The organism is Amycolatopsis sp. NPDC021455 (assembly GCF_040640995.1).
GTDB lineage: Bacteria > Actinomycetota > Actinomycetes > Mycobacteriales > Pseudonocardiaceae > Amycolatopsis.
Genome location: NZ_JBFACT010000002.1, coordinates 180,156 through 204,472, shown reverse-complemented (window position 1 = coordinate 204,472; position 24,317 = coordinate 180,156). Strand labels below are relative to the sequence as shown.

The following is a 24,317-nucleotide window of genomic DNA, read 5'->3' as shown; positions in this document are numbered from 1 at the left end:
GACCAGCACCAGAACCACTCGCGCGGCCACCGATCACCCCACGCCACCGGGCGCCGAACGTCAGCTCACTTGCGCAACGCGCGCACGATCGCCACCAACCCGATGATCGCCGCGATCCCCACCAGCACCGGCGCCACCCGCTTGAGCACCGACTGGCCCGCGTAGTCGAGCAGGTCGATCGCCTCGGTCTCCGGGGGTGCCGGGACGCTGTGCAGCGCCGGCCGGTCCGCGGGCTTGGCCTTCGGCTCCGTGTTGATCTCCGCCGTGGTCGGGGCCTTCACCGCCGGCTCCGGTTTGGCCACCGGCTCGGCCGTGGCCGTCGGCTCGGCCGGCTGGCCGGCCTGGTCCGGCACCGGCTTCACCGCCGGCTCGGCCACCGGCTGCCCCGCCGCCGGCTTCTCCGACCCCGGCTTCTCGGGAACCTCCGGAGCGAGCTTGCCCGACAGGCAGCCCGCGAACGTGTCCAGGATCTTGCCGCCCACCTCGCTGATCAACCCGCGGCCGAACTGGGCCGGCTTGCCCGTGATCGCCAGGTCCGTCGCCACCGCTCCGTGGGTTCCGCCGTCCGTCTCGGTCAACGTCAACGTCACCGTCGCGGCCGCCGTGCCCGCTCCTCGCGAGTCCTTGCCCGAGGCCTTGATCGTGACCTTGTGCGCCGCCTCGTCCTTCTCCAGGAACTCGCCGTTTCCCTTGTACAACAACGAAATCGGCCCGAGCTTGACCTTCACCGTTCCGCTGAACCGGTCGCCTTCGACCTTCGTCAGCGTGGCCCCCGGCATGCACGGGGCGACGCGCTCGGGGTCGACGACCGCCAGCCAGACCTCGCCGATCGGCGCCGGGACGGTGAATTCGTGGTCGAGCCGCACGGGCCGACCTCCTTCCTGATGACGACGGGGGTCCGGTGCCCACCCTAGCCGCCGGGGCGGCGGCCGGGGTGGGCGAACCGGACTCCCTCAGGCTCCTGCCGCCGCCGCGATCGCGCGGCCCGTCAGCACCTGGGCCAGGTGGCGGCGGTATTCGACGTCGGCGTTGCCGTCGACCGGCGGATTCGTACCCTCCGCCGCGTGCGAAGCCGCCGCGGTGATCGCCTCCGCCGTGGCCTGGACTCCGACCAGCGCCTGCTCGACTCCCGAGGCGCGGACCGGCGTCGAGCCCATGTTCGTCAGCGCGACCCTGGCCTCCTCGATGACACCCGCCTCCGTGCGCACGGTGACCGCGACCGCGACCATCGACCACGCCTGGGCGACGCGGTTGAACTTCTCGTAGTGCGCCCGCCACCCCGTGTGCTTGGGCACGCGGACCTCGACCAGCAGCTCGTCCGGGGCCAGCGCGGTGGTGAACAGGTCGCGGAAGAACTCCGCCGCCGGCACCGTCCGGCGGCCCGACGGCCCGGCCACCACCAGCGAAGCGTCCAGCGCGAGCACCGGCGCCAGCAGGTCGCCGGCCGGATCGGCGTGCGCGATCGCTCCGCCCAAAGTCCCGCGATGGCGGATCTGCGGGTCGGCGACCGTGTCCGTCGCCTCTTTGAGCAACGCCGCGTGCGACGCCACCAACGCGTCCCGCTGGACGTCGTAGTGCGTGGTCATCGCGCCGATCACCAGGTCGTCGCCCTCTTCGCGGACGCCGCGCAACTCGGCGACGCGCCCGAGGTCGATCAGCGTGGTCGGCGCCGCGAGGCGCATCCGCAGCACCGGCAGCAGGCTCTGCCCGCCGGCCAGGACCTTGGCGTCCTCGCCCGCCGTCGCCAGCGCCTGGACCGCCTCGTCCACTGTGGACGGACGGACGTAGTCGAACGGAGCCGGGATCACTGCGCACCTCCGGTGGCGTCGATGGAGCCCAGGCCGCCGCCGGCCTCGGAACGGCCGGGGCCGCCCGCGTCGGTGGTGCCGTGCTGGATGGCGTGCCACACCCGCATCGGGGTCAGGGGCATCTCGATGTCGTTCACACCGAACGGCCGCACGGCGTCGATCACCGCGTTGACCACCGCCGGGGTGGACGCGATCGTGCCTGCCTCGCCGACGCCCTTGGCGCCGAGCGGGTTCGTCGTCGACGGCGTTTCCGTGCGGTCGGTGGTGAACGACGGCAGGTCGGCCGCCGAGGGCAGCAGGTAGTCGGCGAACGTGCCCGTCGTCAACGTGCCGGTCTCGTCGTGCTCGGTGCCCTCGAACAGCGCCTGCGCGATGCCCTGCGCGAGCCCGCCGTGCACCTGGCCTTCGACGATCAGCGGGTTCACCGCGACGCCGACGTCGTCGACGCAGACGTACGAACGCAGCTTGATCCGGCCCGTCTCGGTGTCCACTTCGGCCGCGCACAGGTGCGTGCCGTGCGGGAACGAGAAGTTCTCCGGGTCGAACGTCGCGTCCGAGTCGAGCGACGGCTCGACCCCGTCGGGCAGGTTGTGGGCGAAGAACGTCGCGAGCGCGACATCGCCCATCGTCGTGGACGTGTCGGTGCCCTTCACCGTGAACTTGCCGCCGGCGAACTCGAGGTCGTCCTCGGCGCATTCGAGCAGGTGCGCCGCGATCGGCTTGGCCTTCGCGACCACCTTCTCCGCCGCCTTGACGATGGCGATCCCGCCGACGACCAGCGACCGCGAACCGTAGGTGTCCAGGCCCTTGTGCGACGACTGGGTGTCGCCGTGCAGGATCTCGACGTCCTCGAACGCCACGCCCAGCTGGTCGGCGACGATCTGGCTCCACGCCGTCTCGTGGCCCTGGCCGTGCGCGGAGGCGCCCGTGGTGACCTCGACCTTGCCGGTCGGCAGCATCCGGATCGACGCGTACTCCCAGCCGCCGGCACCGTAGTCCAGCGAGCCGAGCACCCGCGACGGCGCGAGCCCGCACATCTCGGTGAACGTCGAGATACCGATGCCGAGCTGGACCTTGTCCTTCGACGCGCGGCGCCGCTCCTGTTCGGCGCGCAGGCCGTCGTAGTCGAAGAGCTGCTTGGCCTTCTCGGTGGCGGCCTCGTAGTTGCCGGAGTCGTAGGTCAGCCCGCACACCGTGGTGAACGGGAACTCCTCGTGCTTGATCCAGTTCTTCTCACGCAGCTCGAGCGGGTCCATGCCCAGCTCGACGGCGAGCTCGTCCATGATCCGCTCGATCGCGAACGTCGCCTCCGGCCGGCCGGCACCGCGGTAGGCGTCGGTCAGCGTCGTCGTCGTGTACACGTTGGTGCACGCGAAGTGGTACGCCGGGATCTTGTAGATCGCGTTGAACATGAACGCGCCGAGGATCGGGACGCCCGGGCCGACCAGGCCGTTGTACGCGCCGAGGTTGGCGAGCAGCTCGACCTTCAGCCCGGTGACTTGGCCGTCGCGGGTCGCCGAAATGGTGATGTCCTGGATCTGGTCGCGGCCGTGGTGCGCGGCGAGCATGGTCTCCGACCGCGTCTCGTTCCACTTGACCGGCTTGCCGAGCTTCTGCGCGATGAGCAGCGCCATCATTTCTTCGGGCAGGACGCCGATCTTGCCGCCGAAGCCGCCACCGACGTCCGGGGCGATCACGCGCAGCTTGTGCTCGGGGATGCCGAGCGTCAGCGCCGACATCACGCGCAGGATGTGCGGGATCTGCGTGGCCGACCACACGGTGATCTGCGTGCCGGTCGGGTCGACGACGCAGGCACGCGGCTCCATGAAGGCCGGGACCAGGCGCTGCTGGCGGAAGCGGCGCTTGAGGACGACCTCCGACGAGCTGATCGCGTCCTCGACGTTGCCGCCGGTGCCCGCCTCGCCGGAGTCGAACTTCCAGACCGCGTTCGTGTTGGTGCCGAGGTCTTCGTGGACCAGCGGCGCGCCGTCGGCGATGGCGGCTTCCATGTCGAGGATGACCGGCAGCTCGTCGTAGTCGACGTCGATCTCCGCGAGCGCGTCGTGCGCTTCGGCCGCCGACCGCGCGACGACGACCGCGACGCCCTCGCCCGCGAAGTTGACCGTGCCGGCGGCGAGCACCGGGCGGCGCGGCGCCTTCATGTCCGGCGTGATCGGCCACGCGCAGGGCATCCCGAACGCGCCGTCCGGGTCGAGGTCCTCGGCGGTGTAGACGGCGATGACGCCGGGCGCGCTCTTCGCCGCCGACGTGTCGATCGAGACGATCTTGGCGTGCGCGTGCGGGCTGCGCTTGACGGCCAGGTGCAGCAGGCCGGGCAGCGCGATGTTGTCGGTCCAGCGGGTGCGGCCGGTGATCAGCCGCTCGTCCTCCTTGCGGCGGCGGGACTTCCCGACCTCCGGTTCGATCGTGGCGGTCATCAGTCACCACCCACGCCGACGTGCTTGTTCTCGGCGATCCGCTCGGCCTCGGGACCGGCGCCGGGACTCATGTGCTTCGCGGCGTCCCGGACCGCGCGGACGATGTTCTGGTAGCCGGTGCAGCGGCAGAGGTTCCCTTCGAGGCCCTCGCGGACGGCGTTTTCGTCCGGGTCGGGGTTGTCGGCCAGCAGGTCGATCGACTGCATGATCATCCCCGGCGTGCAGAACCCGCACTGCAGCGCGTGGTTGTCGTGGAAGGCCTGCTGCACCGGGTGCAGCTTGCCTTCGCGGGCGAGCCCTTCGATGGTGGTGACCTCACAGCCGTCGGCCTGCACGGCCAGCACGGAGCAGGACTTCACGCTGTGCCCGTCCAGGTGGACGGTGCACGCGCCACAGTTGCTGGTGTCGCAGCCGACGACGGTGCCGACCTTGCCGAGCCGCTCCCGCAGGTAGTGCACGAGCAGGGTGCGGGGTTCGACTTCGTCGGTGTACTTCGTCCCGTCGACGGTGACGGTGATGCGCATCAGGCCTCCAAAAGCCGGTTCGGGAACGGCCTGCCCGAAGTGATCGGGCTCACAAGACCCGAGCGTGCTACGCGACCTTCACGCCGACAAGCCCTGATGTCACACGTTCAACTATTGGTTCCGCAGATACGCGAAAACCGACCGCTCGAAGCCGAACTTGCGGAGATCCGGATGGGTGAACTTTTGTGGCCCACTGGAAGGGCTCAGCCGTGAATCCTCCCCGACAGCTCCGCGAGCCGCTTGCCGCCGCCACCCCAGCGCAACGCGATGATCTCCGCGGCGATCGACACCGCCGTCTCCTCGGGCGTGCGCGCACCGAGGTCGAGGCCGATCGGCGAAGCCAGCTTTTCCAGCTCTGCCTCGGTGATCCCGGCCTCGCGCAGCCGGGCGAACCGGTCGTCGTGGGTCTTGCGGGAGCCCATCGCGCCGACGTAGCCGACGTCCAGGCGCAGCGCCACCTCGAGCAGCGGGACGTCGAACTTGGGGTCGTGGGTCAGCACCGCGATCGCCGTGCGCTGGTCGATGCGGCCCGCGTCGGCCTCCGCCTTCAGGTAGCGGTGCGGCCAGTCGACGACGACGTCGTGCGCGTCCGGGAACCGGCTGGCGGTGGCGAACACCGGCCGCGCGTCGCACACCGTGACCTGGTAGCCGAGGTAGGCGCCCATGCGCGCCATCGCGGCGGCGAAGTCGATCGCGCCGAAGACCAGGAGCCGGGGCGGCGGCTCGAAGGAGTTGACGAACACCGCCATCCCCTCGCCGCGGCGCTGCCCGTCCGGGCCGTAGTGCAGGGTGCCGGTGCGGCCGCTGGCCAGCAGGCCGCGTGCGTCGTCGGCCACCGCGTCGTCCATCCGCGACGAGCCCAGCGAGCCCGCCGTGCGGTCCGGCCACACGATCATGTGCTCGCCGACCAGGCCTTCGCGCTCGTGCTCGATGATCGTGACGACCGCGACCGGCTCGCCGCCGCGCACCGACGCGACGACGTCCCCGAGCTCCGGCATCGACCGGCGGTCGACCGCCTCGACGTAGATGTCGATGATCCCGCCGCAGGTCAGGCCCACCGCGAACGCGTCGTCGTCGCTGACGCCGTAGCGCTGCAGCACCGGCTTCCGCTCGGCGACGACCTCCTGCGCCAGCTCGTAGACCGCGCCTTCGACGCAACCGCCGGACACGCTGCCCGCGACCGTGCCGTCCCCGGCGACGACCATCGCAGCGCCGGGCGCGCGCGGCGCCGAAGAAAAGGTGGCGACCACAGTGCCGAGACCGACCGTCTCCCCCGCCGACCAGCGGCGGAACACGTCGTCCAGTACGTCACGCATCGGAAATCTCCCCGAGCAGTCGTTCCAAAGTGGCCAGGGTGTGCCCGGCCAGCAGCCGGTCGATGTGGGGCAGCGCGGCGACGATGCCCGATTGGACCGGCGCGTACCCCGCGCGGCCGGCGTGCGGATTCACCCAGAATACGGCGTGCGCGAGCCGGCGCAGCCGGGCGAGCTGTTCGCCGAGCAGGGCGGTGTCGCCGCGTTCCCACCCGTCGGAGAACACGGTGACCACGGCGCGGCGCGCCACGCCGCGCTGTCCCCAGCGGTCGAGGAACGCCTGCAGCGTCTCGCCGAGCCGGGTGCCGCCCGCGAAGTCGGGCACCGCCGAGCCCGCCGCGAGCATCGCGCGTTCCGGGTCGCGCTGGCGCAGCTGGCGCGACACCCGGGTCAGCCGCGTGCCGAGCGTGAACACCTCGACGGACGGGGGCGCCGACCGCGTGAGGACGTGCGCGAACCGCAGCAGGGCGTCGGCGTACGGGCTCATCGACCCCGAGACGTCGATGAGCAGCACGACCCGCCGGGGCCGCGAGCCGCGCCGGACGTGGGCCAGCCGGACCGGTTCGCCGCCGCCGGCCAGCATCGCCCGCAACGTGCGTGACGGGTCGAGCTTGCCGCGCCGCGAGGGCGTCCGCCGGGCCGCGGGACGGCGGGGCGGCGCCGGCCGGAGGGTGGCGAGCAGCTCGCGGAGGTGTTCCCGCTCGGCGGTGGTGAGGGCGGCGAGGTCGCGGTGGCGCAGCACCTCTTGGGCGCTCGCGGCGACCTTCAGCTGGTCGTGACCGTCACCGTCCTCGGCGTCGCCGCCTCCCGCGTCGACAAGGGGCGCGATCCGGGCCTGTTTCGGAGCCGCGGCCTTCGTGCGCTGCCGGGCCGGCGGCTCGAGGGAAAACCACTGGCTGAACGCCTCTTCGTAGTACGGCAGGTCGTCCGGGCTCGAACAGAGTGTCAGCCAGCCGGCCCAGTACAGCTGCGTGGGCTCGGCGACGTCGATCTCGGCGACGGCCGCCAGGTACGCCTGCACTCGGTGCGCGTCGCAGGCGACGCCGGCTTCGCGCAGCGCGGCGGCGAACCCGGCGTAGCCGGCGACGGGGTCGGCGGCGGTGGTCATGTCTCCATTGTGCGCTTTGTTCGTGCGCCGTGTCGGTGTCCCGGCGAGGAGTCGAACCTCGGACCTCGGCGTTCGTAGCGCCGCGCTCTGTCCTGCTGAGCTACCGGGACGGGCGGTCCGCGCACGCACCCCTCCCCGGGCGGGCGCGCAGACCGCGCTCTTCGCGGCGGCCGACCCAAGGTAGCGGCGGGTGGGCGCGAAGAGCCTCGGAAAAGAAAAGGGAATTTCAGCGAACGGCTCGGGAGATCGTGCCGCAGCGGTTTTGGTATCGGGTCACGACCTCCTCCTCTCGGTGGTCTCGTCTGCTGTGCTGGGAAAAGAATGCCGCAGCCCACGAGGCGGGGCAACGCAATTAAAAGCGCCCGTCCCGGAGGTCCTTTGTGGACTTCCGGGGCGGGCGCTTCGGTGGTTTCAGGTCAGGCGGCGACCTTCATGCCGGGCTGGATGTTCGCGCAGCCGCGCAGCCCCGCCGTCTTGTTCAGCTCCAGGATCGGCGGCAACGTCTTCTGCGCGTACGCCTGCAGTTGCGCGAGCTTCGCGTCGTCGACCAGGTCGCGGCGGACGTGGTAGCTGACCCAGTTGCGGGAGTCCACGGTCATGTCGCCGATCCGCGGGTTCAGGAAGATCGTCGCGTAGTCGCGCTCGAACCGCGGGTCCTGGTTGAACTGCAGCGTGGTGATCCACGAGCCGATGAAGGTGATCAGCTCGGGCTTGGCCTGGGTGAAGACGTAGTCGCGCAGACCCTGCATGTCGGCGCGGTGCAGGTAGTCGGCGATCGGCTTGTCGCCGAGGCCGGCCAGGTCGAGCACCCGGATGCGGCTGCCCAGCGACGTCCCGCCGAGGTCGATGAGACCGACCTGGGCGGTGTCGGGCAGCTTCAGGATGTCCGCGAAGCCGTTGATGGCCTGGGCGTCGCGCTCGGCGACGATGCACATCGCCGTCTTGACGTTGGCGCGGTAGCTCTTGCCCTGGTCGTAGAGCCCGCTCACCGAGCTGACCAGCGCCACCACGAGCAGGCAGGCGAGCACGATCCGGCCGCGCAGCCGGGCCATGGCCAGCGCCTCGACGACCACGATCGCGCCGCCGAACGCGCCGAGCGTCCAGACCGGGGTGGCGAACCGCAGCTGCCCCATCCAGTCGAACTCGAGCACGATGTAGGCGACGACGGTGAGCCCGAACGGCACCAGCAGGGCGATCAGGCCGGTGCGCAGCCGCGACGGCCGGACCAGCAGCATCACCAGGCACGCGACGGCGACCGCGACGACCAGCCAGCCCACGTAGGACACGATCTCGCCGGGCCTGGCGAGGTCGTCGAGCGTCGGCGGCTCCTGTCCCTTCGCGACGGCGGTGTTGGGCACCAGCCGGCCGAACTCGAACCAGCGGAAGATCACGTACGCGCCGTACGGCACGGCGAAGCCGGCGACGGAGACGACGACCGCGCGGATGCTGCGGCCGAGCAGCTCCCGCTTGAGGAACAGCGCGACGACGATCGGGTACGCGCCGGCGTAGATGATGCCGTCGGGCCTGGTCAGCGCGGCCAGCATGGCGATCAGTCCGGTGCCGAGGGCGACCTGGTTGCCGAGGAGCCTGCCGCTCTGCACCGCCCGCAGGATCAGCACCGCGAGCGCGGCGACGGTGAGCGCGTAGAAGGAGTTCTCGAGCCCGGAGAAGCACCAGATCACGAACGACGGGATCGCGGCGAGCGAGGCCCCGGCGACGAAGGTGATCAGGGCCGGGCGGCGGCTGAGGGTCTTCGCGCCGAAGTAGAACAGGACGAGGACGCCGGCGCAGCAGGCGAGCGCGAGGCCCTTCGGGAAGAGGATCTGGTCGTTGACGCCGAAGAGCGTGCCGTGGTCGAACAGGCCGACGAGCTTCCCGAGGGCGAGCAGGATCATCCAGGTCGGGTTGGAGTATCCCTCGACCGGCGAGGCACCGGGCTGGAGGACCGGCCCGAAGCCGTCGGCGACGTTGCGCGAGTAGGCGAACGTGATGGCCGCGTCGTCGATCAGCCAGTGGCCGTACAACGAGGCGTGCGCGGCGATCAGCGCGGTGCCGCCGAGCACCGCGGCCACGGCGGCGAGCTTGCCCCGCCACCCGTGCCGGGCGGCCGTCGTCCCGGCCGGCCCCGGCCGGTCCGGCTCTGCCTCGGACGGCGGTCTCGTCTCCGTCGTCTCCGCCACGCTCATCCGCAGGTCCTTCCCCGCCTCGGCCACACCCGGTAAGCCGACCGGGTGGTCAGGCGAACAAGGCGTCGAGTTTCGCCCTGACCCGGTCGAGGTCTTCGCTGTATTTCAGGACGGCTCCGAGCGTCCGCGCCGCCGTTGCCGCGTCCAGCTCGTCACGCCGCAGAGTCAACAGAGCCCTCGCCCAATCGAGCGACTCGGCTACTCCCGGTGGTTTCAGCAGGTCCATTTCGCGGAGCCGATGCACCGCTTCAGCGATCTGCCGAGCCAGAACTTCACCTATTCGCGGAATCCTACGGCGCAGGATCGTGACCTCCCGCACCAGGTCCGGGTGTTCGAGCCAATGGTAGAGGCACCGCCTTTTGAGGGCGTCATGCACCTCCCGTGTCCGGTTCGAGGTGAGCACGACCAGCGGCGGGTGCTCGGCGCGGACCTCGCCGTACTCGGGAATGGTCACGGCGTGTTCGTCGAGCAGCTGCAGCAGGAAGGCTTCGAACTCGTCGTCGGCGCGGTCGATCTCGTCGACCAGCAGCACGCACGGTGCGCTGATCAGGGCCTGCAGCAACGGCCGGGCCAGCAGGAAACGCTCGGTGTAGAGCGAGCGCTCGGCGGTCTCGACGTCGAGGTGCCCGTCGCCGGCGGCCTCGAGCGCGCGCAAGTGCAGGAGCTGCCGGGGGAAGTCCCACTCGTAGAGGGCCTGGGCGGCGTCGATGCCCTCGTGGCACTGGAGGCGCACGAGCGGCCGGTCGAGCGCGGCGGCCAGCGCGAGGGCCAGGGACGTCTTGCCGGTGCCCGGTTCGCCCTCGCAGAACAGCGGCCGTCCCATCCGCAAGGCGAGGAACCCGGCGGTCGCGAGCCCGTCGTCGGCGAGGTAGCCGGTCGCGTCGAGCGCGGCGGCAAGTTCTTCAGGTGAGGCGAGCGAGTCCGTCACGGTGTCGATCGTAGGCGGCGCGGAAGCCGGGTGCGGGTCACCGGCCGGGCAGGTCGGCCCGCCGGTCGACGTCCCGGCCGCTGCCGAGGTCACCGCACTCGACGAGCCGGAGGTCGGTGCGGGTGGCGAGCCAGTCACGGGCGCCGCGGTCGCCGCGGGCGCTGTCGGCGATTTCGGGCCACCAGCGCCGTCCGAAGAGGACGGGGTGGCCGGGGACGCCGTCGTAGGCCGCGCGGGCGACAGTTTCGGTGGTCGCTTCCCGAGCCACCCGGGAGAGGACATCGGCACCGACCCACGGCAGGTCGACGAGGTGGATCAGCGCGGCGACGGGGCCTTCGGTGGCTTCGAGCGCGGTCAGGCCGGCTTTCAGGGAGACGCCCATGCCGGTCTCCCAGCCTTCGGCCCGGATGGCTTGGGTGGGGTCGGGCAGGAGCGCGAGGACCTCGTCGGCGGCGGCGCCGAGGACGACGCGGATCGGGCCGCACCCCGCGGTCCGGAGCGTCTTCAGCGCGCGGAGGACGAGGGGCTCGCCGTCGATCTCGGCGAGGGCTTTCGGGCCCCCGAACCGGCGGCCCGCTCCGGCGGCGAGCAGGAGCCCGGCGACGGGCGGGGCGCTGGGTGGCGGCGGGGTGGTCATGGGCAGGAGCCGACGGGTGTGGCGGGGCCGAGATGGCCGGCCGAGGGTGGCTCCGGCGCGGTCGCGGCAGTGGTCGGCGCTCCGGCTTCCGCTCGTGTCGGCGCGAGTGCGGTCGGGGCTGTCGGCCCGGCGACCTGGCACCGCGTCACGGCCGTGGTGGACACCGGCCGGTCGAAGTTGCGCGCGGCCCAGGTCAGCGCGATCGGAGGCCCCAGCCCGCCGAGCGTCCCGGCGACCTGGCAGCGCGGCACGGCCGGGTGGTCAGCCATGGGCTCGGCCCGGGGCGCCGATCGCCAGGTCCGCTTCGATCGCCCGGGCCGTCTCCAGGAGTGGGGGGACCAGGTTCTTCTCCACCGACTCCGCTGTCGTGCGGCTTGCGTGCGTCGAGAGATTCACCGCCGCCACCACTCGGCCCTTGCGGTCGTGGATCGGGGCCGCCACCGAGCGGAGGCCTTCCTCCAGCTCCTGGTCCACCATCGCCCAGCCCTGGTCGGCGACCCTGGCCAGCTCCGTGCGCAGGCGGTCCGGTGCCGTGACCGTGCGTTCCGTCAGGCGGTCGAGCCTCGCCACCACGAAGTACGCCTCCAGCTCCGCCTTGCTGAGGCCGGCCAGCAGCACGTGCCCCATCGACGTCGCGTACGCCGGGAAGCGGGTGCCCACGTTGATGCTCACCGTCATGATGCGGGACACCGCCACCCGCGCCACGTAGACGATGTCCGTGCCCTCCAGCACCGAGACCGAGCTCGACTCGTGCACCTCCGCGGACAGGCGCTCCAGGTGCGGCTGCGCCACCTCCGGCAGCGTCATGCTCGACAGGTACGCATACCCCAGCTCCAGCACCCGGGCCGTGAGCGAGAAGTACTTGCCGTCGGTGCGGACGTAGCCGAGGTCGGTCAGGGTCAGCAGGAAGCGCCGCGCCGCCGCGCGGGTGAGGCCCGTCGCGCGGGCCACGTCGCTCAGGGTCAGCTCCGCCGCGCCCGCGTGGAACGCCTTGATCACGGCCAGCCCGCGCTCCAGCGACTGCACGTGGTGGGCGCCACGGTGCGCCGGCTCGCTGTCCAGCTCGGCTTCGATCGGCCTCCCCACTTCCATGCCCGGCACCCTATCCGGCGTCGGCGGGGAGGGCGCTCGGCTCGCCGAGCTCGGCCAGGGTGCGCTGCGCGATCGCGAACGCCGCGTTCGCCGCCGGCGCCCCGGCGTAGACCGCCGTGTGCAGGAGGACTTCGCCGATCTCCGCGGCCGTCAGGCCGTGGCGGATCGCCGCGCGCACGTGCATCGCCAGCTCGTTGTGCGCGTGCAGCGCGGTGAGCGCCGCCAGCGTCACGCAGCTGCGCGTCCGGCGGTCCAGGCCGTCGCGGGCCCACACCGAACCCCAGGCGCCCTCGGTGATGTAGTCCTGGAACGGGCGGCTGAAGTCCGTGGTGCCCGCGACCGCGCGGTCGACGTGCTCGTCGCCGAGCACCTCGCGCCGCACCTTCATGCCCTGCTCGTGGCGGTCCGTCACGCTCGCTCCAAGTGGTCCAGGATCAGCCGGGTGAATTCCCCGGGTTGCTCGTAGTTGCCCAGGTGCGCGGCGTTCGCCACGACCTCCAACCGGGCGCCCGGGATGGCGCCGGCGATCAGGTCGGCATGGCCGGTCAGCGGCGTCGCCGGGTCCTCGGCGCCCGCGATCACCAGCGTCGGCGCGGTGATCTTCGGCAACGCGTCCAGCTGGTCCATGTGCTCGATCACCTCGCAGCACGCCGCGTACCCCTCGGCCGGGACCGCGGCGATCATCGCCCGCAGGAACTCCGCGACCTCCGGATGGCTCTTCGCGTACGGCTCCGTCAGCCACCGGCCGACCCCGGCTTCCGCGACCGACGCCGTGCCTTCCGCGCGGACCTTGCGGGCGCGCTCCGCCCACATCGACGGCGGGCCCAGCCGGGCCGACGTGCAGCACAGCACCAGGCTCGCGATCCGGTCCGGGACGTGCACGCCGAGCCACATGCCGGTCATCCCGCCGAGCGACAGCCCGACCAGGTGCGCGCGCTCGGCCCCCAGGTCGTCGAGCAGGGCCACGAAGTCGGCGCCGAGGTCCTCCAGCCGGTACGGCGCGGGCGGCACCGGCGATCCGCCGTGACCACGAGCGTCGTAGCGCACCACCCGGTAGCCGCGCTCGACCAGCGGTGCGACCTGTGGCTCCCACATGCGCAGGTCGCTGCCGAGCGAGCCGGCGAAGACCACGACCGGGCCCTCCTCCGGGCCTTCGACGACCCGGTGCACCCGCACGGCGCCCACGCGCCCACCTCCGTTCACAGCGCGAAGAACACCGTCTCGCCGTCGCCCTGCAAGCGCACGTCGAAGCGGTAGCCGTCGTCGGTCTTCGCGGCGATCAACGTGCCGCGCCGCTCCTCGGGAACCGTCGCCAGCACCGGGTCCCCGGCGTTGTCCTGGTCCTCGAAGTAGATCCGCGTGACGACCCGGTTCAGCAGGCCGCGCGCGAACACCGACACGTCGATGTGCCGCGCCTGCGCGGTGCCGCCCTCGCCGGGCACGACGCCCGGCAGCAGGGTGAGGATCCCGTACGTGCCATCGGTCTCCGTGGGGCAGCGGCCGAAGCCGCGGAACTCACCGGACGCCTGGCCGCGCGGGTCGTCGGGGTGGCGGAACCCGCCTTCGGGGTCGGCCTGCCAGGTCTCGATCATGGCGTCCGGGACCGGGTCGCCGTTGCCGTCGCGGACCGTGCCGCGGATCCAGAAGGCGCCGGGGGTGCCTTCGGGCACGACGTACGGGCCGTCGGGCCAGGGCAGCCCGATCGACAGGTACGGGCCGACGGTCTGCGAAGGAGTGGGCAGCAGCCTGGGCATCAGTCTTCGTCCTCTTCCTCTTCGAACACCGACGCGTCGCGCCCGCGCAGCACGATGTCGAACTGGTAGCCGAGCGCCCACTCGGCCTGGGTGATCTCGTGGTCGTAGCGCGAGACCATCCGCTGCCGGGCCTTCTCGTCCGGGATGGAGTTGAAGATCGGGTCCTGGAAGAACAGCGGGTCGTCCGGGAAGTACATCTGGGTGACCAGCCGTTGGGTGAACGCCGAGCCGAACACCGAGAAGTGGATGTGCGCGGGGCGCCAGGCGTTGTCGTGGTTCTTCCACGGGTACGCGCCGGGCTTGATGGTGGTGAAGGTGTAGCGGCCGTCGCTGTCGGTCAGGGTGCGCCCGACGCCGTCGAAGTTCGGGTCGAGCGGCGACGGCCAGCGGTCGCCGGTGTGCCGGTAGCGGCCGCCCGCGTTGGCCTGCCAGATCTCGACGAGCGAGTCGCGCACCGGGCGGCCGTCGCCGTCGAGCAGCCGCCCGGTGACGATGATCCGCTGCCCCTGCGGCTCACCCGCGTGCTGCCGGGTGAGGTCGTTGTCGTGCTCGCCGAGCCGGCCGGGCCCGAGCAACGGGCCGGTGACCTCGGTGAGCATCTGCGGGAGCAGCACCAGTTCCTGCTTCGGGTGCCGCAGCGCCGTGGAGCCGTAGCCGCTGAAGTCGAGGGGCGGGTGCGTGCCTTCGGGGTCCTGCCCGTAGTTCGGCAGCTTGAATTCGGTCGGAGTGGCCACGTCGATCTCCTTCTACCGGCCTTCGAGGACGACGGCCAGCCCCTGGCCGACGCCGATGCAGATGGCGGCGAGGCCCCAGCCTCCACCGCGGCGGTGCAGGTCGTGCGCCAGGGTGCCGAGGATCCGGCCGCCGGACGCACCGAGCGGGTGCCCGATGGCGATCGCGCCGCCGTGGGTGTTCACGATCTCCGGGTCGAGGTCCTTCCAGTCGCGCAGGCAGGCCAGCGACTGCGCCGCGAAGGCCTCGTTGAGCTCCACCGCGGCCAGGTCGTCCCAGCCGATGCCGGCCCGCTCGAGCGCGATCTCCGCCGCGCGCACCGGGCCGATGCCGAAGACGTCCGGGTCGACACCCGCCGCGCCGCGGCCGGCGATCCGGGCGAGCGGGGCCTTGCCCAGGCGGCTCGCGGCGGCTTCGTCGCCGAGCAGGAGCGCCGAGGCGCCGTCGTTCAGCGGGGACGCGTTGCCGGCCGTGACGGTGCCGTTTTCCTTGCGGAACACCGGCTTCAGCTTGGCCAGCTTCTCGGGGCTGGAGTCCGGCCGGATGCCTTCGTCGCGGGCCAGGTCCACGCCCTCGACCGGAACCACCAGGTCGTCGTAGAAGCCCTCGTCCCACGCCTTCGCCGCGTTCACGTGGCTGCGCGCCGCGAAGGCGTCCTGCTCGTCACGGCCGATGCCGTAGCGCTCCGCGAGTTGCTCGGTGGACTCGCCCAGGGAAATCGTCCACTGCGACGGCATTTCCGGGTTCACCATGCGCCAGCCGAGCGCGGTGTTGTAGAGGGTCTGGTTCCCGGCGGGAAACGCCTTCTCCGGCTTCGGCATGACCAGCGGCGAGCGGGTCATCGACTCGACGCCGCCCGCGACGACCAGCGACGCGTCGCCGACCTGGATCGCCCGGCTGGCCTGCATCACCGCGTCGAGGCCGGAGCCGCAGAGGCGGTTGACGGTGCTGCCGGGGACGCTCGTGGGCCAGCCGGCGAGCAGGGCGGCCATGCGGGCCACGTTGCGGTTGTCCTCGCCCGCGCCGTTCGCGTCCCCGAGGGTCACCTCGTCCACTGTGGACGGGTCGAGGTCGTTGCGGGACCGCAACGCCTTGAGCACTCCGGCCGCGAGGTCGTCCGGGCGGACGCCGGCCAGCGCGCCACCGTAGCGCCCGAACGGGGTGCGGATCGCGTCGAGGACGTAGACGTCGGTCATGCGCTCGCCTTCTCGAGGTCTCGCAGGAGGGTCAGCTCCTGCTCCGTGGGGGCCGGGGTGGTCTTCAGGTCGTCCGACACCTTCAGTTTCCACCCCGTCGCCGCGACGGCCCGCTCGAGCTCCACGCCCGGGTGGAGCTCGGTGAGCGTCAGCTCGGCCGTCTCCGGGTCAGGGCGCAGCAGGCCCAGGTCGGTCACCACCAGCGTCGGGCCCCGGCCCGGGAGGCCGAGGCGTTCGCGGTCGCCCTTGCCGGTGCCGTGGCCGAACGACGTCACGAAGTCCACCTTCTCGACGAACGCCCGGGGGCTCTGGCGCAGCACGACGAACACCTCACCACAGGAAGCCGCGATCTCCGGGGCCCCGCCGGCGCCGGGCAGGCGGACCTTCGGGTCACGGTAGTCCGAACCGATCACCGTGGTGTTGATGTTGCCGAACTTGTCCAGCTGGGCGGCGCCGAGGAAGCCGACGTCGATGCGGCCGGGCTGGAGCCAGTAGTTGAACACCTCCGGCACGCTGACCACGGCGTCCGCGGTGTCGGCCAGCTCGCCGTCCCCGATGGACAGCGGCAGCCGCGACGGCTTCGCGCCCAGGCAGCCGGATTCGTAGATCAGCGTGAGGTTCGGGGCGTGCGCGCGGCGCGCGAGGTTGGCCGCCTTGCTCGGCAACCCGATGCCGACGAAGCAGGACATGCCGTCACCGAGGGCGCGGGCCGCCGCGACGCTCATCATCTCGTCGGCGGTGTACTGCGTGCTCATGCCTTCACCCCGGTCAGGTCGTTCAGCCACTTCGTGAACTCCTCGCGGTCGCGGCCCACCTCGTCCCACGCCTGGTAGGCCGCGTTGTCACGCTCGTAGTAACCGGCCGCGTACGACGGCTTCGCGCCGCCCGGGACCTCGGCCACCGCCGTGACCACCCACGCCGGGAGCACGACCGCACCCGGGCGTGGCTCCAGCTCGTCGACGACTTCTTCGACGGTCACCAGCGACCGTTTCGCGGCCAGCACCGCTTCCTTCTGGACGCCGGTGATCCCCCACATCTGCACGTTGCCCTCGCGGTCCGCGCGCTGCGCGTGGACGATCGTGACGTCCGGGTTCAGCGCCGGCACCGCGGTGAGCCGTTCGCCGGTGAACGGGCAGGTGATCGGCTTGATCGTGGCGGTCTGCGCCGGGAGGTCGGTGCCCGTGTAGCCGCGCAGCACCGCGAAGGGCAGGCCGGACGCGCCGGCGACGTACCGGTTGGCCATGCCCGCGTGGCTGTGCTCCTCGATCTCCAGGGGTACCGGCCAGTCGTGCTGGACCGCGTCACGGAAGCGGTGCAACGAACCCACGCCGGGGTTGCCGCCCCACGAGAAGATCAGCTTGCGCGCGCAGCCCGCGCCGATCAGCTGGTCGTAGACGATGTCCGGGGTCATCCGCACGAGTGTGAGATCCCGGCGGCGTTGCCGGATGATCTCCTGCCCGGCCGCGACCGGGATGAGGTGCGTGAAGCCCTCGAGCGCGACGGTGTCACCATCGCGCACCAGCCGGGCCACGGCCTCCTCCAGCGACAGCAGCTCCGCCATCACGCCCTCCGATTGTTCGCATCACGCACACTCGTTCTGCAACCGAACATAGCATGGTCGCCGTAGCCCCGACCAGACGTCTTCCGCCCAATGGATGACGAGCGCACGAAGAAGGGGACTTTTCCCGCCGTTCGCGCGGAAAAGTCCCCTTCGGGAAGGCTCAGGCGGCGCCGCGGAGGTGGTCGTTGCGGAGCCGGATGAGCCGCGGCATGTACCAGTCCAGCACGGTCCGCTCGGCGATCCGCCCGAGCGGACCGAGCGGCGCGGCGAAGTCGATGACGTCCCGCATGACGGTGCCGCCGTTCCCGTCCGGCTCGAAGTGATGGGCGTGGTGCCAGCGTTCGAACGGACCCTCGACCTGCTCGTCGACGAAGTACCCGGGCGGCTCCCAGGCGCTGATGCGGGAGGTCATCCGCCAGCGCAGGCCGAAGTGCCGGGCCTCCCACGTGACGGTGTCGCCGAGCGCCATCCGCCCGGAGGTGACGCCGCCGATGACGCGCTCGCCGGAGCCGGCCATCGAAGCGGTGTGCACTTCGACCTCCAGGGAGAGGTCGAAGACCCGCCGCGGAGGTGCCGCGATACCGGTGGTGACCTCGAAGCGCGTCATGCGGCAACACTTACTCCTTCAGCCCGCTCGCCGCGATCCCGCGCACGATGAACCGCTGGGCGACCAGGAACATCGCGACCAGCGGCGCGATGGTCACCAGAGCGCCGGCGAACAGCGCCGGCAGGTTGACCGACTGCGCGGTGAGGAACGTCGAGAGCGCGATCTGCGCGGTCCACGACGACGGGTCCTGCCCGATCACCAGCGGCCACAAGAACGCGTTCCAGCTTTCGATGAACATCAGCGCCCCGAGCGAGGCCAGCATGCTCCCGGAGTTCGGCAGCACCAGGCGCCGGTAGACGCCGAGGTAGCCGAGCCCGTCGAGTCGTCCCGCCTCCTCGATCTCGGCCGGGAACCGCAGGTAGAAGTTGCGGAAGAGGATCACGGTGAACGCGCTGAACAGGTTGGGCGCGATGATGCCCCACTCGGTGTTGACCCCGCCCATCGAGCCGACGACGACGAACGTCGGCACGAACGTCACGGACTGCGGGATCATCAGCGTGACCAACACGTACGTGAAGACGAAGCGCCGCCCGGGCACGTTGATCCTCGCCAGCGCGTATCCGGCCATCGAGCCGAACAGCGTGCCGACCGGTGCCGTGACGATCGCGACCAGGAACGAGTTCCAGAGCGCATGCGCCATCGGCACCGACGCGTCGGCGAACAGATCGCCGAAGTTGACCCACGACAACGGATCCGGCAGCCACGACCAGTCCGGCGAGCCGACCTGCTGCCGCGTCATCAGCGCGTTGCGCAACATGATGTAGAACGGCAGCAGGAAGATCACCGACAGCACCGACGCGAGGGCGTACTTCGGTGCCTTCCGATGAACCGGGAGAACGGCCATCAGTCCTTCTTCCCGAAGCCGACGAACCGGCCCTGCAGCAGGGTGATCACGACGATGATGACGGTCAGCAGGAACGCGCCCGCCGAGCCGACGCCGTAGTTCTGGTCGCCGAGCGCGGAGTCGTAGAGGTAGACCAGCGGCGGCTTCACCGGCGCGGTCGCGGTGCCCGAAAGCCCGGTGCCGAACAGGTTGTAGAACTCGTCGAAGGCCTGGAACGCGGCGATCAGGATCAGCAACAGCACCGCCACCGAAGTGTTCCGCAGCTGCGGCAGCGTGATGTGGCGGAAGGCCTGCCACTTCGACGTGCCGTCCAGTTCGCCCGCCTCGTACAGCGACGGCGAGATCGCCTGCAGCCCGGCCAGGAAGAGGATCATGTACAGCCCGACCTGCAGCCACAGCCGGAGCGTCACCACCGCGACCCAGTACACCGGCGGGCTCGTCGTCGACAGCCACGGCACCGGATCGGCGCCGAACAGCCCGCCGACGACGTTCGCGACACCGGATGGCAGGCCGTTGAACAGGGCCATCTTCCACACCAGCGCGGCGACGACGTACGACACCGCGGCCGGGACGAGGAAGACCGTCCGGAAGAACGCCCTGCCGCGGCGGATGCCGTTGATCAGCACGGCGAGGCCGAGCGAAGCCACGAACGTGATCGGCACGATGAAGACCGTGAACACCGCGATCGTCGTCAGCGACGTCCGGAAGGCATCGTCGCCGAGCAGGAACGCGTAGTTGTCGAAGCCGATCCAGTGCCCGAGCGAGATGGTGCCGCGGGCGTCGTTGAAGCTGAGCAGGAAGCTCCAGCCGATGGCGACGTACTTGAACAGCCCCAGCCCGAGCACGACCGGCCCGGTGAGCACCGCGAACGCGCCGATCGCCCGCCAGTCACGACGTCGGCGACGCTTGTTCGCCGGCGCCACCGGGACCGCCGGGGCCTCGATCACGGCCGTCATGACAGCTGCTTGTCGACTTCGGCCTGCGCCTTCTTCGCCGCGTCGGCGAGCTCGGCGGCCGGGTCCGCCTGCCCGTTCGCGATCTTCGTCGCGGCCTGCAGGAACAGCGTCGCCGACGCCTTGTTCCACAGTCCCGAGTACGACTTGCCGTTCTGCTGCGAGATCGTCACGGCGTCCTTCGCCGGGCCGCTGGAGAACTCGGTCGTCCGCGCCGCGATCTCCTTGCGCGCCGGGATGTGGAAGCCGTACTTGACGCACCAGTCCTTCTGCAGGTCGCCGTTCTTGATCCACAGCCAGTCGATGAACTTCTTCGCCGCCTCCAGGTTCCGGGACTTCGCGTTGGCCAGCTGGTACCAGCCGCCGACGCGGGCGACCTGCTTGCCCGCGTCGCCGAACTTCGGCCACGGGACGACGCCGAAGTCGTCGCCCAGGGCCTTCTCGATGTCCGGCAGCGACCACAGGCCGCCCCACTGCATCGCCGTGGCCCCGTTCGCGAAGGCACCGGGGTCGGACCAGTCGGTCGGGTAGCCCTGGAGCAGGCCGCCGGTGTCGTGCAGCTGCTTGAGCCCGCCGATCGCGGCGATCGCCTCGGGCGAGGCGAACGCGACCTTCTTGCCGGTCGAGTCGAAGAAGTCGCCGCCGGACGACCAGAGCAGGAGCGTCGCCGCTTCGCCGACGCCGTCGGTGCCGACGTACAGGCCTTTCTGCTTGCCGTTGTTCAGCTTCCGCGTCGCTTCGAGCAGCTCCGCGAACGTCCGCGGCGGCTGGACGCCCGCGGCCTGCAGCACGCTCTTGCGGTAGTACAGCATCATGACGTCGTCGATCATCTTGACGCCGTAGACCTTGCCGTCGACCGTAGCGGTGTCCAGCGCGGCCTGGCCGAAGTCGCCCTTGACCGGGCCGACGACGTCGTCGAGCGGCGCGAGCAGGCCGTTCTTGACGTTCTGGTAGCGGAAATCGCCGATCTCGAACAGGTCCGGCGCCTGCGCGGTGAGCATCGCCGAGTTGAGCTTGGTCTCGTAGTCGCCGGCGATCCAGCTGACGTTGATCGCGATGTCCGGGTCGGCCTTGGTGAACTCCTGCGCGTACCGCTGGACGGCTTGCTGCGTCCCGGATTCGCCGTACGCGTGGTACCACTGCTGCAACGTCACCTTCGCCCCCGAAGAGGCGTTCTTGTTCAACGGGTCCGAGGTGCAGCCCGCGAGGGCCGCTCCCCCGGCGAAGAGGACGGAACCGACCAGGAAGCTTCGACGATTCATGGGGTTCACGGGACTTCTCCTTAATCGCTGTCGGACACGAACAGGCTCTGGACGGCGACGGCGGCGGCCCCACGGGCCCACTCCTCGAACGGCAGCGGCCGGATGACCAGGCCGCACCGGGCGGCGCTGCCGAACACCTGGACCGCGAAGGTCCGGCGGATCTGCTCCTCGAACAGGTCGTAGGTGGCGACGCCTTCGCCGGAGACCACCACCCGTTCGGGGCCGAACAGGTTGACCAGCGCGGCCAGCCCCAGCCCGATCGCGTGGCCCGCGGCGGCGAAGACTTCGCGCAACGGCTCGTCGCCGCCACGGGCGCGCGTCACGGCGTCGTCCATCGACAGCGCGGGGTCGCCGGTGACCTGCCGGGCGCGTGTCAGGATCGCTTCGGTGGACGCGATCGCCTCGACACAGCCCCGGCCACCGCAGTGGCACGGCGGCCCGCCGTCGGCGACCGGCACGTGCCCGATCTCCCCCGCGACACCGTGCGCGCCGCGGACGAGCCCGCCGTTCACCACGAGCGCGCTGCCGATGCCGGTGCCCACCGTGACCAGCGCGAACGACGACGCCCCGACGCCTTCGCCGAACCACTGCTCGGCGACGGCGAGGGCCTTGACGTCGTTTTCGAGGGTCACGGTCAGCCCGGTGGCGTCTTCCAGAAGCGAAGCCAGGGGGACGTCCCGCCAGCCGAGGAACGGGGAGTACCGGACGACGCCGGACGCGCGGTCGACGTCGCCGGACACCGCGACACCCAGGCAGTAGGCGCGCTCGCGGAGGTCGCCGGTCAGCAACTCGCCGACGAGGTCGGCCAGGGCTTGCACGACGTGACCGACATCATGGCCGGTCAGCGCGTGGTGGGCGCTGACCCGGACGTCGGCGCGCAGGTCGGTGACGACGCCGATCAGGTCGTCCCCGGTGATCTTGACGCCGACGAAGTACTCCCGGTCCGGGCGGATGGCCAGGGGGTTCGCGGGACGGCCGGCGCCGGGCGCGGTCCGGCCGCCGGAAGCGAGTTCTTCGAGGTAACCGGCCTCGATGAACGGCCGGGCGGCCTTGGTGACCGCGGCCGAGGAGAGACCCGTGCGGCGGGCGACGTCGACGCGGGAGACCGGTCCCTCGGTCAGGACCGTGGTGAACACGGTCGCTGCCGCCGGACTGGTGATCGGCGCCCTTGCCGGTGCACTGCGAGGCATGGCGGAAGGCTAGGAGTCATTAATTAACTTCGTCAAGAATTTATTTTTCGCCCGCCGGTCTCTACGCTCACGGGCATGTCGCTCGTGGATCACGACCCCGAACACCGGCTCTGGCTGCTGCGCAGCCCCGAGAGCTCGTACGCCTTCCGGCTGGACGCCGACGACCGGCCACGGCACGTGCACTGGGGCCCGCCGCTGACGCTCGCCCAGGCCACGCAGGTCGCCGCGCGCCGCAACCCGGCCGACAGCAGCTTCGACGAGCCCGGTGACGAGCGGCAGGAGCTGCCGGCCGAGGGCGGCGCGTTCTTCGGCGTCTCGGCCCTGGCCGTGCGGTACGAGGACGGGACGTCGGCGCTCGAGTGGCGCTACGACGGCTTCGCGCTCGAAGACGACACGCTCGTCGTGCGACTCAGGGACCGGCACTACCCCCTCGAAGTCTCGCTGCACTACCGGGTCCGCGGCGCCGTCGTCGAGCGCTGGACCACGTTGCGGAACACCGGGGACAGCGAGTTTTCCCTGCTCCGCACGGATTCGGCGGCGTGGACGCTCCCCCGGCGTGACGGCGCGCGGCTGAGCCGGACGTCCGGCGCGTGGAGTGCCGAGTACGGCGTCCTGCGCGAACCGCTCCCGGTCGGCGAGACCACGCTCACCAGCCGCCGCGGCACGTCCAGCCACCAGGTCAACCCGTGGGTGATGCTCGACGCGGGCGACGCGACGGAGACCGCGGGCGAGGTGTGGTCCACCGCGCTGGCGTGGAGCGGCAGCTGGCGGATCACCGTCGAGCGCACCCACACCGGCCGCGTCACGTGGACCGGCGGGTTCGGGCACGAGCACGTCGGCTGGCGGCTTCAGCCGGGCGAGACGTGGGAGACGCCGGTGTTCGCCGGGCTCTACGCGGCCGACGGCTTCGGCGGCGCGAGCCGGCGCTGGCACGCCTACGTCCGGGAGCTCGTCCAGCCGCACCCCGGTGAGCTGCGGCCGATCGTCTACAACTCCTGGGAGGCGACCGGCTGGGACGTCGACGAGCGGACCGAGACCGAACTGGCCGCCGCGGCCGCGGAGCTGGGCGCCGAGCTGTTCGTCATGGACGACGGCTGGTTCGGCGCCCGCACCGGCGACACCGCCGGGCTCGGCGACTGGACGCCCAATGAACAGCGCTTCCCGCGCGGGCTGCGGCCACTGGCCGACGCTGTCCACGCGCATGGGATGCAGTTCGGGCTGTGGGTCGAACCCGAGATGGTCAACCCGGACAGCGATCTCTACCGCGCCCACCCGGACTGGGTGCTGCACATGGCGAACCGCGAGCGGACGACGCTGCGGAACCAGCTCGTGCTGAACTTCGCGCGGCCCGACGTCGCCGACTGGGCGCACAAGTGGCTCGACCGCCTGGTCGGCGACCACGGCATCGACTACCTCAAGTGGGACATGAACCGCGCGTTCACCGAGGCGGGCTGGCCGGGCGAGGACGCGGGACGGGTGTGGGTCGACCACATCCGCGCGGTGTACCGGATCCTCGACCGGCTGCGCGCCGACCACCCGAACCTGCGCATCCAGGGCTGCGCGGGCGGCGGCGGGCGCACCGACCTCGGCATCCTCGCGCGCACCGACGAGATCTGGGCGTCCGACAACACCGACGCCGCCGACCGGATCTCCATCCAGCACGGCTACGGCCAGATCTACCCGGCGGGCACGATGTCGGCGTGGGTGACCGACAGCCCGAACCCCGCCACGCACCGGGAGGCGCCGCTGAGCTTCCGCTTCCACGTGGCGATGGCCGGGGTGCTCGGCCTCGGCGGCGACCTGCCGCGCTGGAGTGCCGAGGAGCTCGCCGAAGCGGCGTCGCTCGTGGCGCTGTACAAGGAGATCCGGCCCGTGGTGCAGCACGGCGCGCTGTACCGGCTGGCGGACCCGGCGGTTTCGGCACTGACCGCGGTGCAGTACGTGCTGGGCGATTCCGTGGTCGTCTTCTTCTGGCGGCGGCCCACGGAGTTCGCGCGCCCGTTCACGCCGCCGCGCCTTCAGGGCCTGGAACCGGCGGGGCGGTACCGCGACCAGGACGGCGTCGTGCACGACGGCGCGGTGCTGATGAGCCACGGCCTCGCCGTGGACTTCCCGGGCAGCGGGTACGCGAGCACGGTGGTGCGGCTGACGCGAGCGGGCTGAATTGTCGGTGCCGTGACCTAG

At 71.3% G+C, this 24,317-nt stretch carries 24 protein-coding genes and 1 tRNA gene; 1 reads left to right on the top strand and 24 read right to left on the bottom strand.

Annotated features, from left to right (window positions below):
* Positions 1-65: 65 nt before the first annotated feature.
* The 24 genes from AB0G28_RS03980 to AB0G28_RS03865 form a co-directional block, all read right to left on the bottom strand.
* A complete protein-coding gene (locus AB0G28_RS03980) occupies positions 66-866 on the bottom strand; it encodes an SRPBCC domain-containing protein (RefSeq protein ID WP_361082710.1) in 801 nt (266 codons plus the stop codon).
* Between the two features lie 87 nt (positions 867-953).
* On the bottom strand, positions 954-1,808 hold the full coding sequence (locus AB0G28_RS03975; protein ID WP_361082708.1) for a xanthine dehydrogenase family protein subunit M: 855 nt from the start codon (positions 1,806-1,808) through the stop codon (positions 954-956).
* Positions 1,805-4,246: a molybdopterin cofactor-binding domain-containing protein gene (locus tag AB0G28_RS03970; protein ID WP_361082706.1), complete on the bottom strand. Its 2,442-nt coding sequence runs from the start codon at positions 4,244-4,246 to the stop codon at positions 1,805-1,807. The genes AB0G28_RS03975 and AB0G28_RS03970 overlap by 4 nt, the downstream gene beginning before the upstream one ends.
* A complete protein-coding gene (locus AB0G28_RS03965; RefSeq protein WP_361082704.1) occupies positions 4,246-4,770 on the bottom strand; it encodes a (2Fe-2S)-binding protein in 525 nt (174 codons plus the stop codon). The genes AB0G28_RS03970 and AB0G28_RS03965 overlap by 1 nt, the downstream gene beginning before the upstream one ends.
* A gap of 203 nt (positions 4,771-4,973) precedes the next feature.
* Positions 4,974-6,086 carry an XdhC/CoxI family protein gene (locus tag AB0G28_RS03960; RefSeq protein ID WP_361082703.1) on the bottom strand — a complete coding sequence of 371 codons (1,113 nt, stop codon included), beginning with the start codon at positions 6,084-6,086 and terminating at the stop codon, positions 4,974-4,976.
* Positions 6,079-7,191: a VWA domain-containing protein gene (locus AB0G28_RS03955; protein WP_361082701.1), complete on the bottom strand. Its 1,113-nt coding sequence runs from the start codon at positions 7,189-7,191 to the stop codon at positions 6,079-6,081. Before AB0G28_RS03955 ends, AB0G28_RS03960 begins: the two co-directional genes overlap by 8 nt.
* A 36-nt stretch (positions 7,192-7,227) precedes the next feature.
* A tRNA-Arg gene (locus AB0G28_RS03950) sits at positions 7,228-7,301 on the bottom strand.
* A gap of 306 nt (positions 7,302-7,607) precedes the next feature.
* Positions 7,608-9,377, bottom strand: coding sequence for a hypothetical protein (locus tag AB0G28_RS03945; protein ID WP_361082699.1), 1,770 nt, complete (start codon positions 9,375-9,377; stop codon positions 7,608-7,610).
* 49 nt (positions 9,378-9,426) lie between these two features.
* Complete coding sequence (locus AB0G28_RS03940) at positions 9,427-10,305, bottom strand: MoxR family ATPase (protein ID WP_361082697.1); 879 nt, start codon at positions 10,303-10,305, stop codon at positions 9,427-9,429.
* Positions 10,306-10,342: 37 nt separating this feature from the next.
* Positions 10,343-10,942: a nucleotidyltransferase family protein gene (locus AB0G28_RS03935; protein WP_361082695.1), complete on the bottom strand. Its 600-nt coding sequence runs from the start codon at positions 10,940-10,942 to the stop codon at positions 10,343-10,345.
* Positions 10,939-11,211 (bottom strand): hypothetical protein, encoded by a 273-nt coding sequence (locus tag AB0G28_RS03930; RefSeq protein ID WP_361082694.1) that lies wholly within the window; start codon positions 11,209-11,211, stop codon positions 10,939-10,941. The genes AB0G28_RS03935 and AB0G28_RS03930 overlap by 4 nt, the downstream gene beginning before the upstream one ends.
* Positions 11,204-12,034 (bottom strand): IclR family transcriptional regulator C-terminal domain-containing protein, encoded by an 831-nt coding sequence (locus tag AB0G28_RS03925; protein ID WP_361082692.1) that lies wholly within the window; start codon positions 12,032-12,034, stop codon positions 11,204-11,206. The genes AB0G28_RS03930 and AB0G28_RS03925 overlap by 8 nt, the downstream gene beginning before the upstream one ends.
* A gap of 10 nt (positions 12,035-12,044) precedes the next feature.
* Positions 12,045-12,446 carry a 4-carboxymuconolactone decarboxylase gene (gene pcaC / locus AB0G28_RS03920; RefSeq protein WP_361082690.1) on the bottom strand — a complete coding sequence of 134 codons (402 nt, stop codon included), beginning with the start codon at positions 12,444-12,446 and terminating at the stop codon, positions 12,045-12,047.
* The gene (pcaD, locus tag AB0G28_RS03915) at positions 12,443-13,219 is read right to left on the bottom strand and encodes a 3-oxoadipate enol-lactonase (protein ID WP_361082688.1); all 777 of its coding nucleotides are present in this window, start codon (positions 13,217-13,219) and stop codon (positions 12,443-12,445) included. Before pcaD ends, pcaC begins: the two co-directional genes overlap by 4 nt.
* A 14-nt stretch (positions 13,220-13,233) precedes the next feature.
* Complete coding sequence (pcaG, locus tag AB0G28_RS03910; RefSeq protein WP_361082686.1) at positions 13,234-13,788, bottom strand: protocatechuate 3,4-dioxygenase subunit alpha; 555 nt, start codon at positions 13,786-13,788, stop codon at positions 13,234-13,236.
* The gene (gene pcaH, locus AB0G28_RS03905; protein ID WP_361082684.1) at positions 13,788-14,522 is read right to left on the bottom strand and encodes a protocatechuate 3,4-dioxygenase subunit beta; all 735 of its coding nucleotides are present in this window, start codon (positions 14,520-14,522) and stop codon (positions 13,788-13,790) included. The genes pcaG and pcaH overlap by 1 nt, the downstream gene beginning before the upstream one ends.
* Before the next feature lie 12 nt (positions 14,523-14,534).
* Complete coding sequence (locus tag AB0G28_RS03900; protein ID WP_361082682.1) at positions 14,535-15,716, bottom strand: thiolase family protein; 1,182 nt, start codon at positions 15,714-15,716, stop codon at positions 14,535-14,537.
* On the bottom strand, positions 15,713-16,471 hold the full coding sequence (locus AB0G28_RS03895) for a CoA-transferase subunit beta (protein WP_361082680.1): 759 nt from the start codon (positions 16,469-16,471) through the stop codon (positions 15,713-15,715). Before AB0G28_RS03895 ends, AB0G28_RS03900 begins: the two co-directional genes overlap by 4 nt.
* Positions 16,468-17,277 carry a CoA transferase subunit A gene (locus AB0G28_RS03890; protein ID WP_361082678.1) on the bottom strand — a complete coding sequence of 270 codons (810 nt, stop codon included), beginning with the start codon at positions 17,275-17,277 and terminating at the stop codon, positions 16,468-16,470. The genes AB0G28_RS03895 and AB0G28_RS03890 overlap by 4 nt, the downstream gene beginning before the upstream one ends.
* A gap of 160 nt (positions 17,278-17,437) precedes the next feature.
* The gene (locus AB0G28_RS03885; RefSeq protein WP_361082676.1) at positions 17,438-17,884 is read right to left on the bottom strand and encodes an SRPBCC family protein; all 447 of its coding nucleotides are present in this window, start codon (positions 17,882-17,884) and stop codon (positions 17,438-17,440) included.
* Between the two features lie 10 nt (positions 17,885-17,894).
* Positions 17,895-18,728 carry a carbohydrate ABC transporter permease gene (locus AB0G28_RS03880; protein WP_361082674.1) on the bottom strand — a complete coding sequence of 278 codons (834 nt, stop codon included), beginning with the start codon at positions 18,726-18,728 and terminating at the stop codon, positions 17,895-17,897.
* Positions 18,728-19,684 (bottom strand): sugar ABC transporter permease, encoded by a 957-nt coding sequence (locus tag AB0G28_RS03875; protein WP_361082672.1) that lies wholly within the window; start codon positions 19,682-19,684, stop codon positions 18,728-18,730. The genes AB0G28_RS03880 and AB0G28_RS03875 overlap by 1 nt, the downstream gene beginning before the upstream one ends.
* The gene (locus AB0G28_RS03870; RefSeq protein WP_361082670.1) at positions 19,681-20,943 is read right to left on the bottom strand and encodes a sugar ABC transporter substrate-binding protein; all 1,263 of its coding nucleotides are present in this window, start codon (positions 20,941-20,943) and stop codon (positions 19,681-19,683) included. Before AB0G28_RS03870 ends, AB0G28_RS03875 begins: the two co-directional genes overlap by 4 nt.
* A gap of 20 nt (positions 20,944-20,963) precedes the next feature.
* On the bottom strand, positions 20,964-22,133 hold the full coding sequence (locus AB0G28_RS03865) for an ROK family protein (RefSeq protein WP_361082668.1): 1,170 nt from the start codon (positions 22,131-22,133) through the stop codon (positions 20,964-20,966).
* A gap of 75 nt (positions 22,134-22,208) precedes the next feature.
* On the opposite strand from AB0G28_RS03865, the gene AB0G28_RS03860 reads away from it, so the two are divergent.
* Positions 22,209-24,296 carry an alpha-galactosidase gene (locus AB0G28_RS03860; RefSeq protein ID WP_361082666.1) on the top strand — a complete coding sequence of 696 codons (2,088 nt, stop codon included), beginning with the start codon at positions 22,209-22,211 and terminating at the stop codon, positions 24,294-24,296.
* Positions 24,297-24,317: the final 21 nt, after the last annotated feature.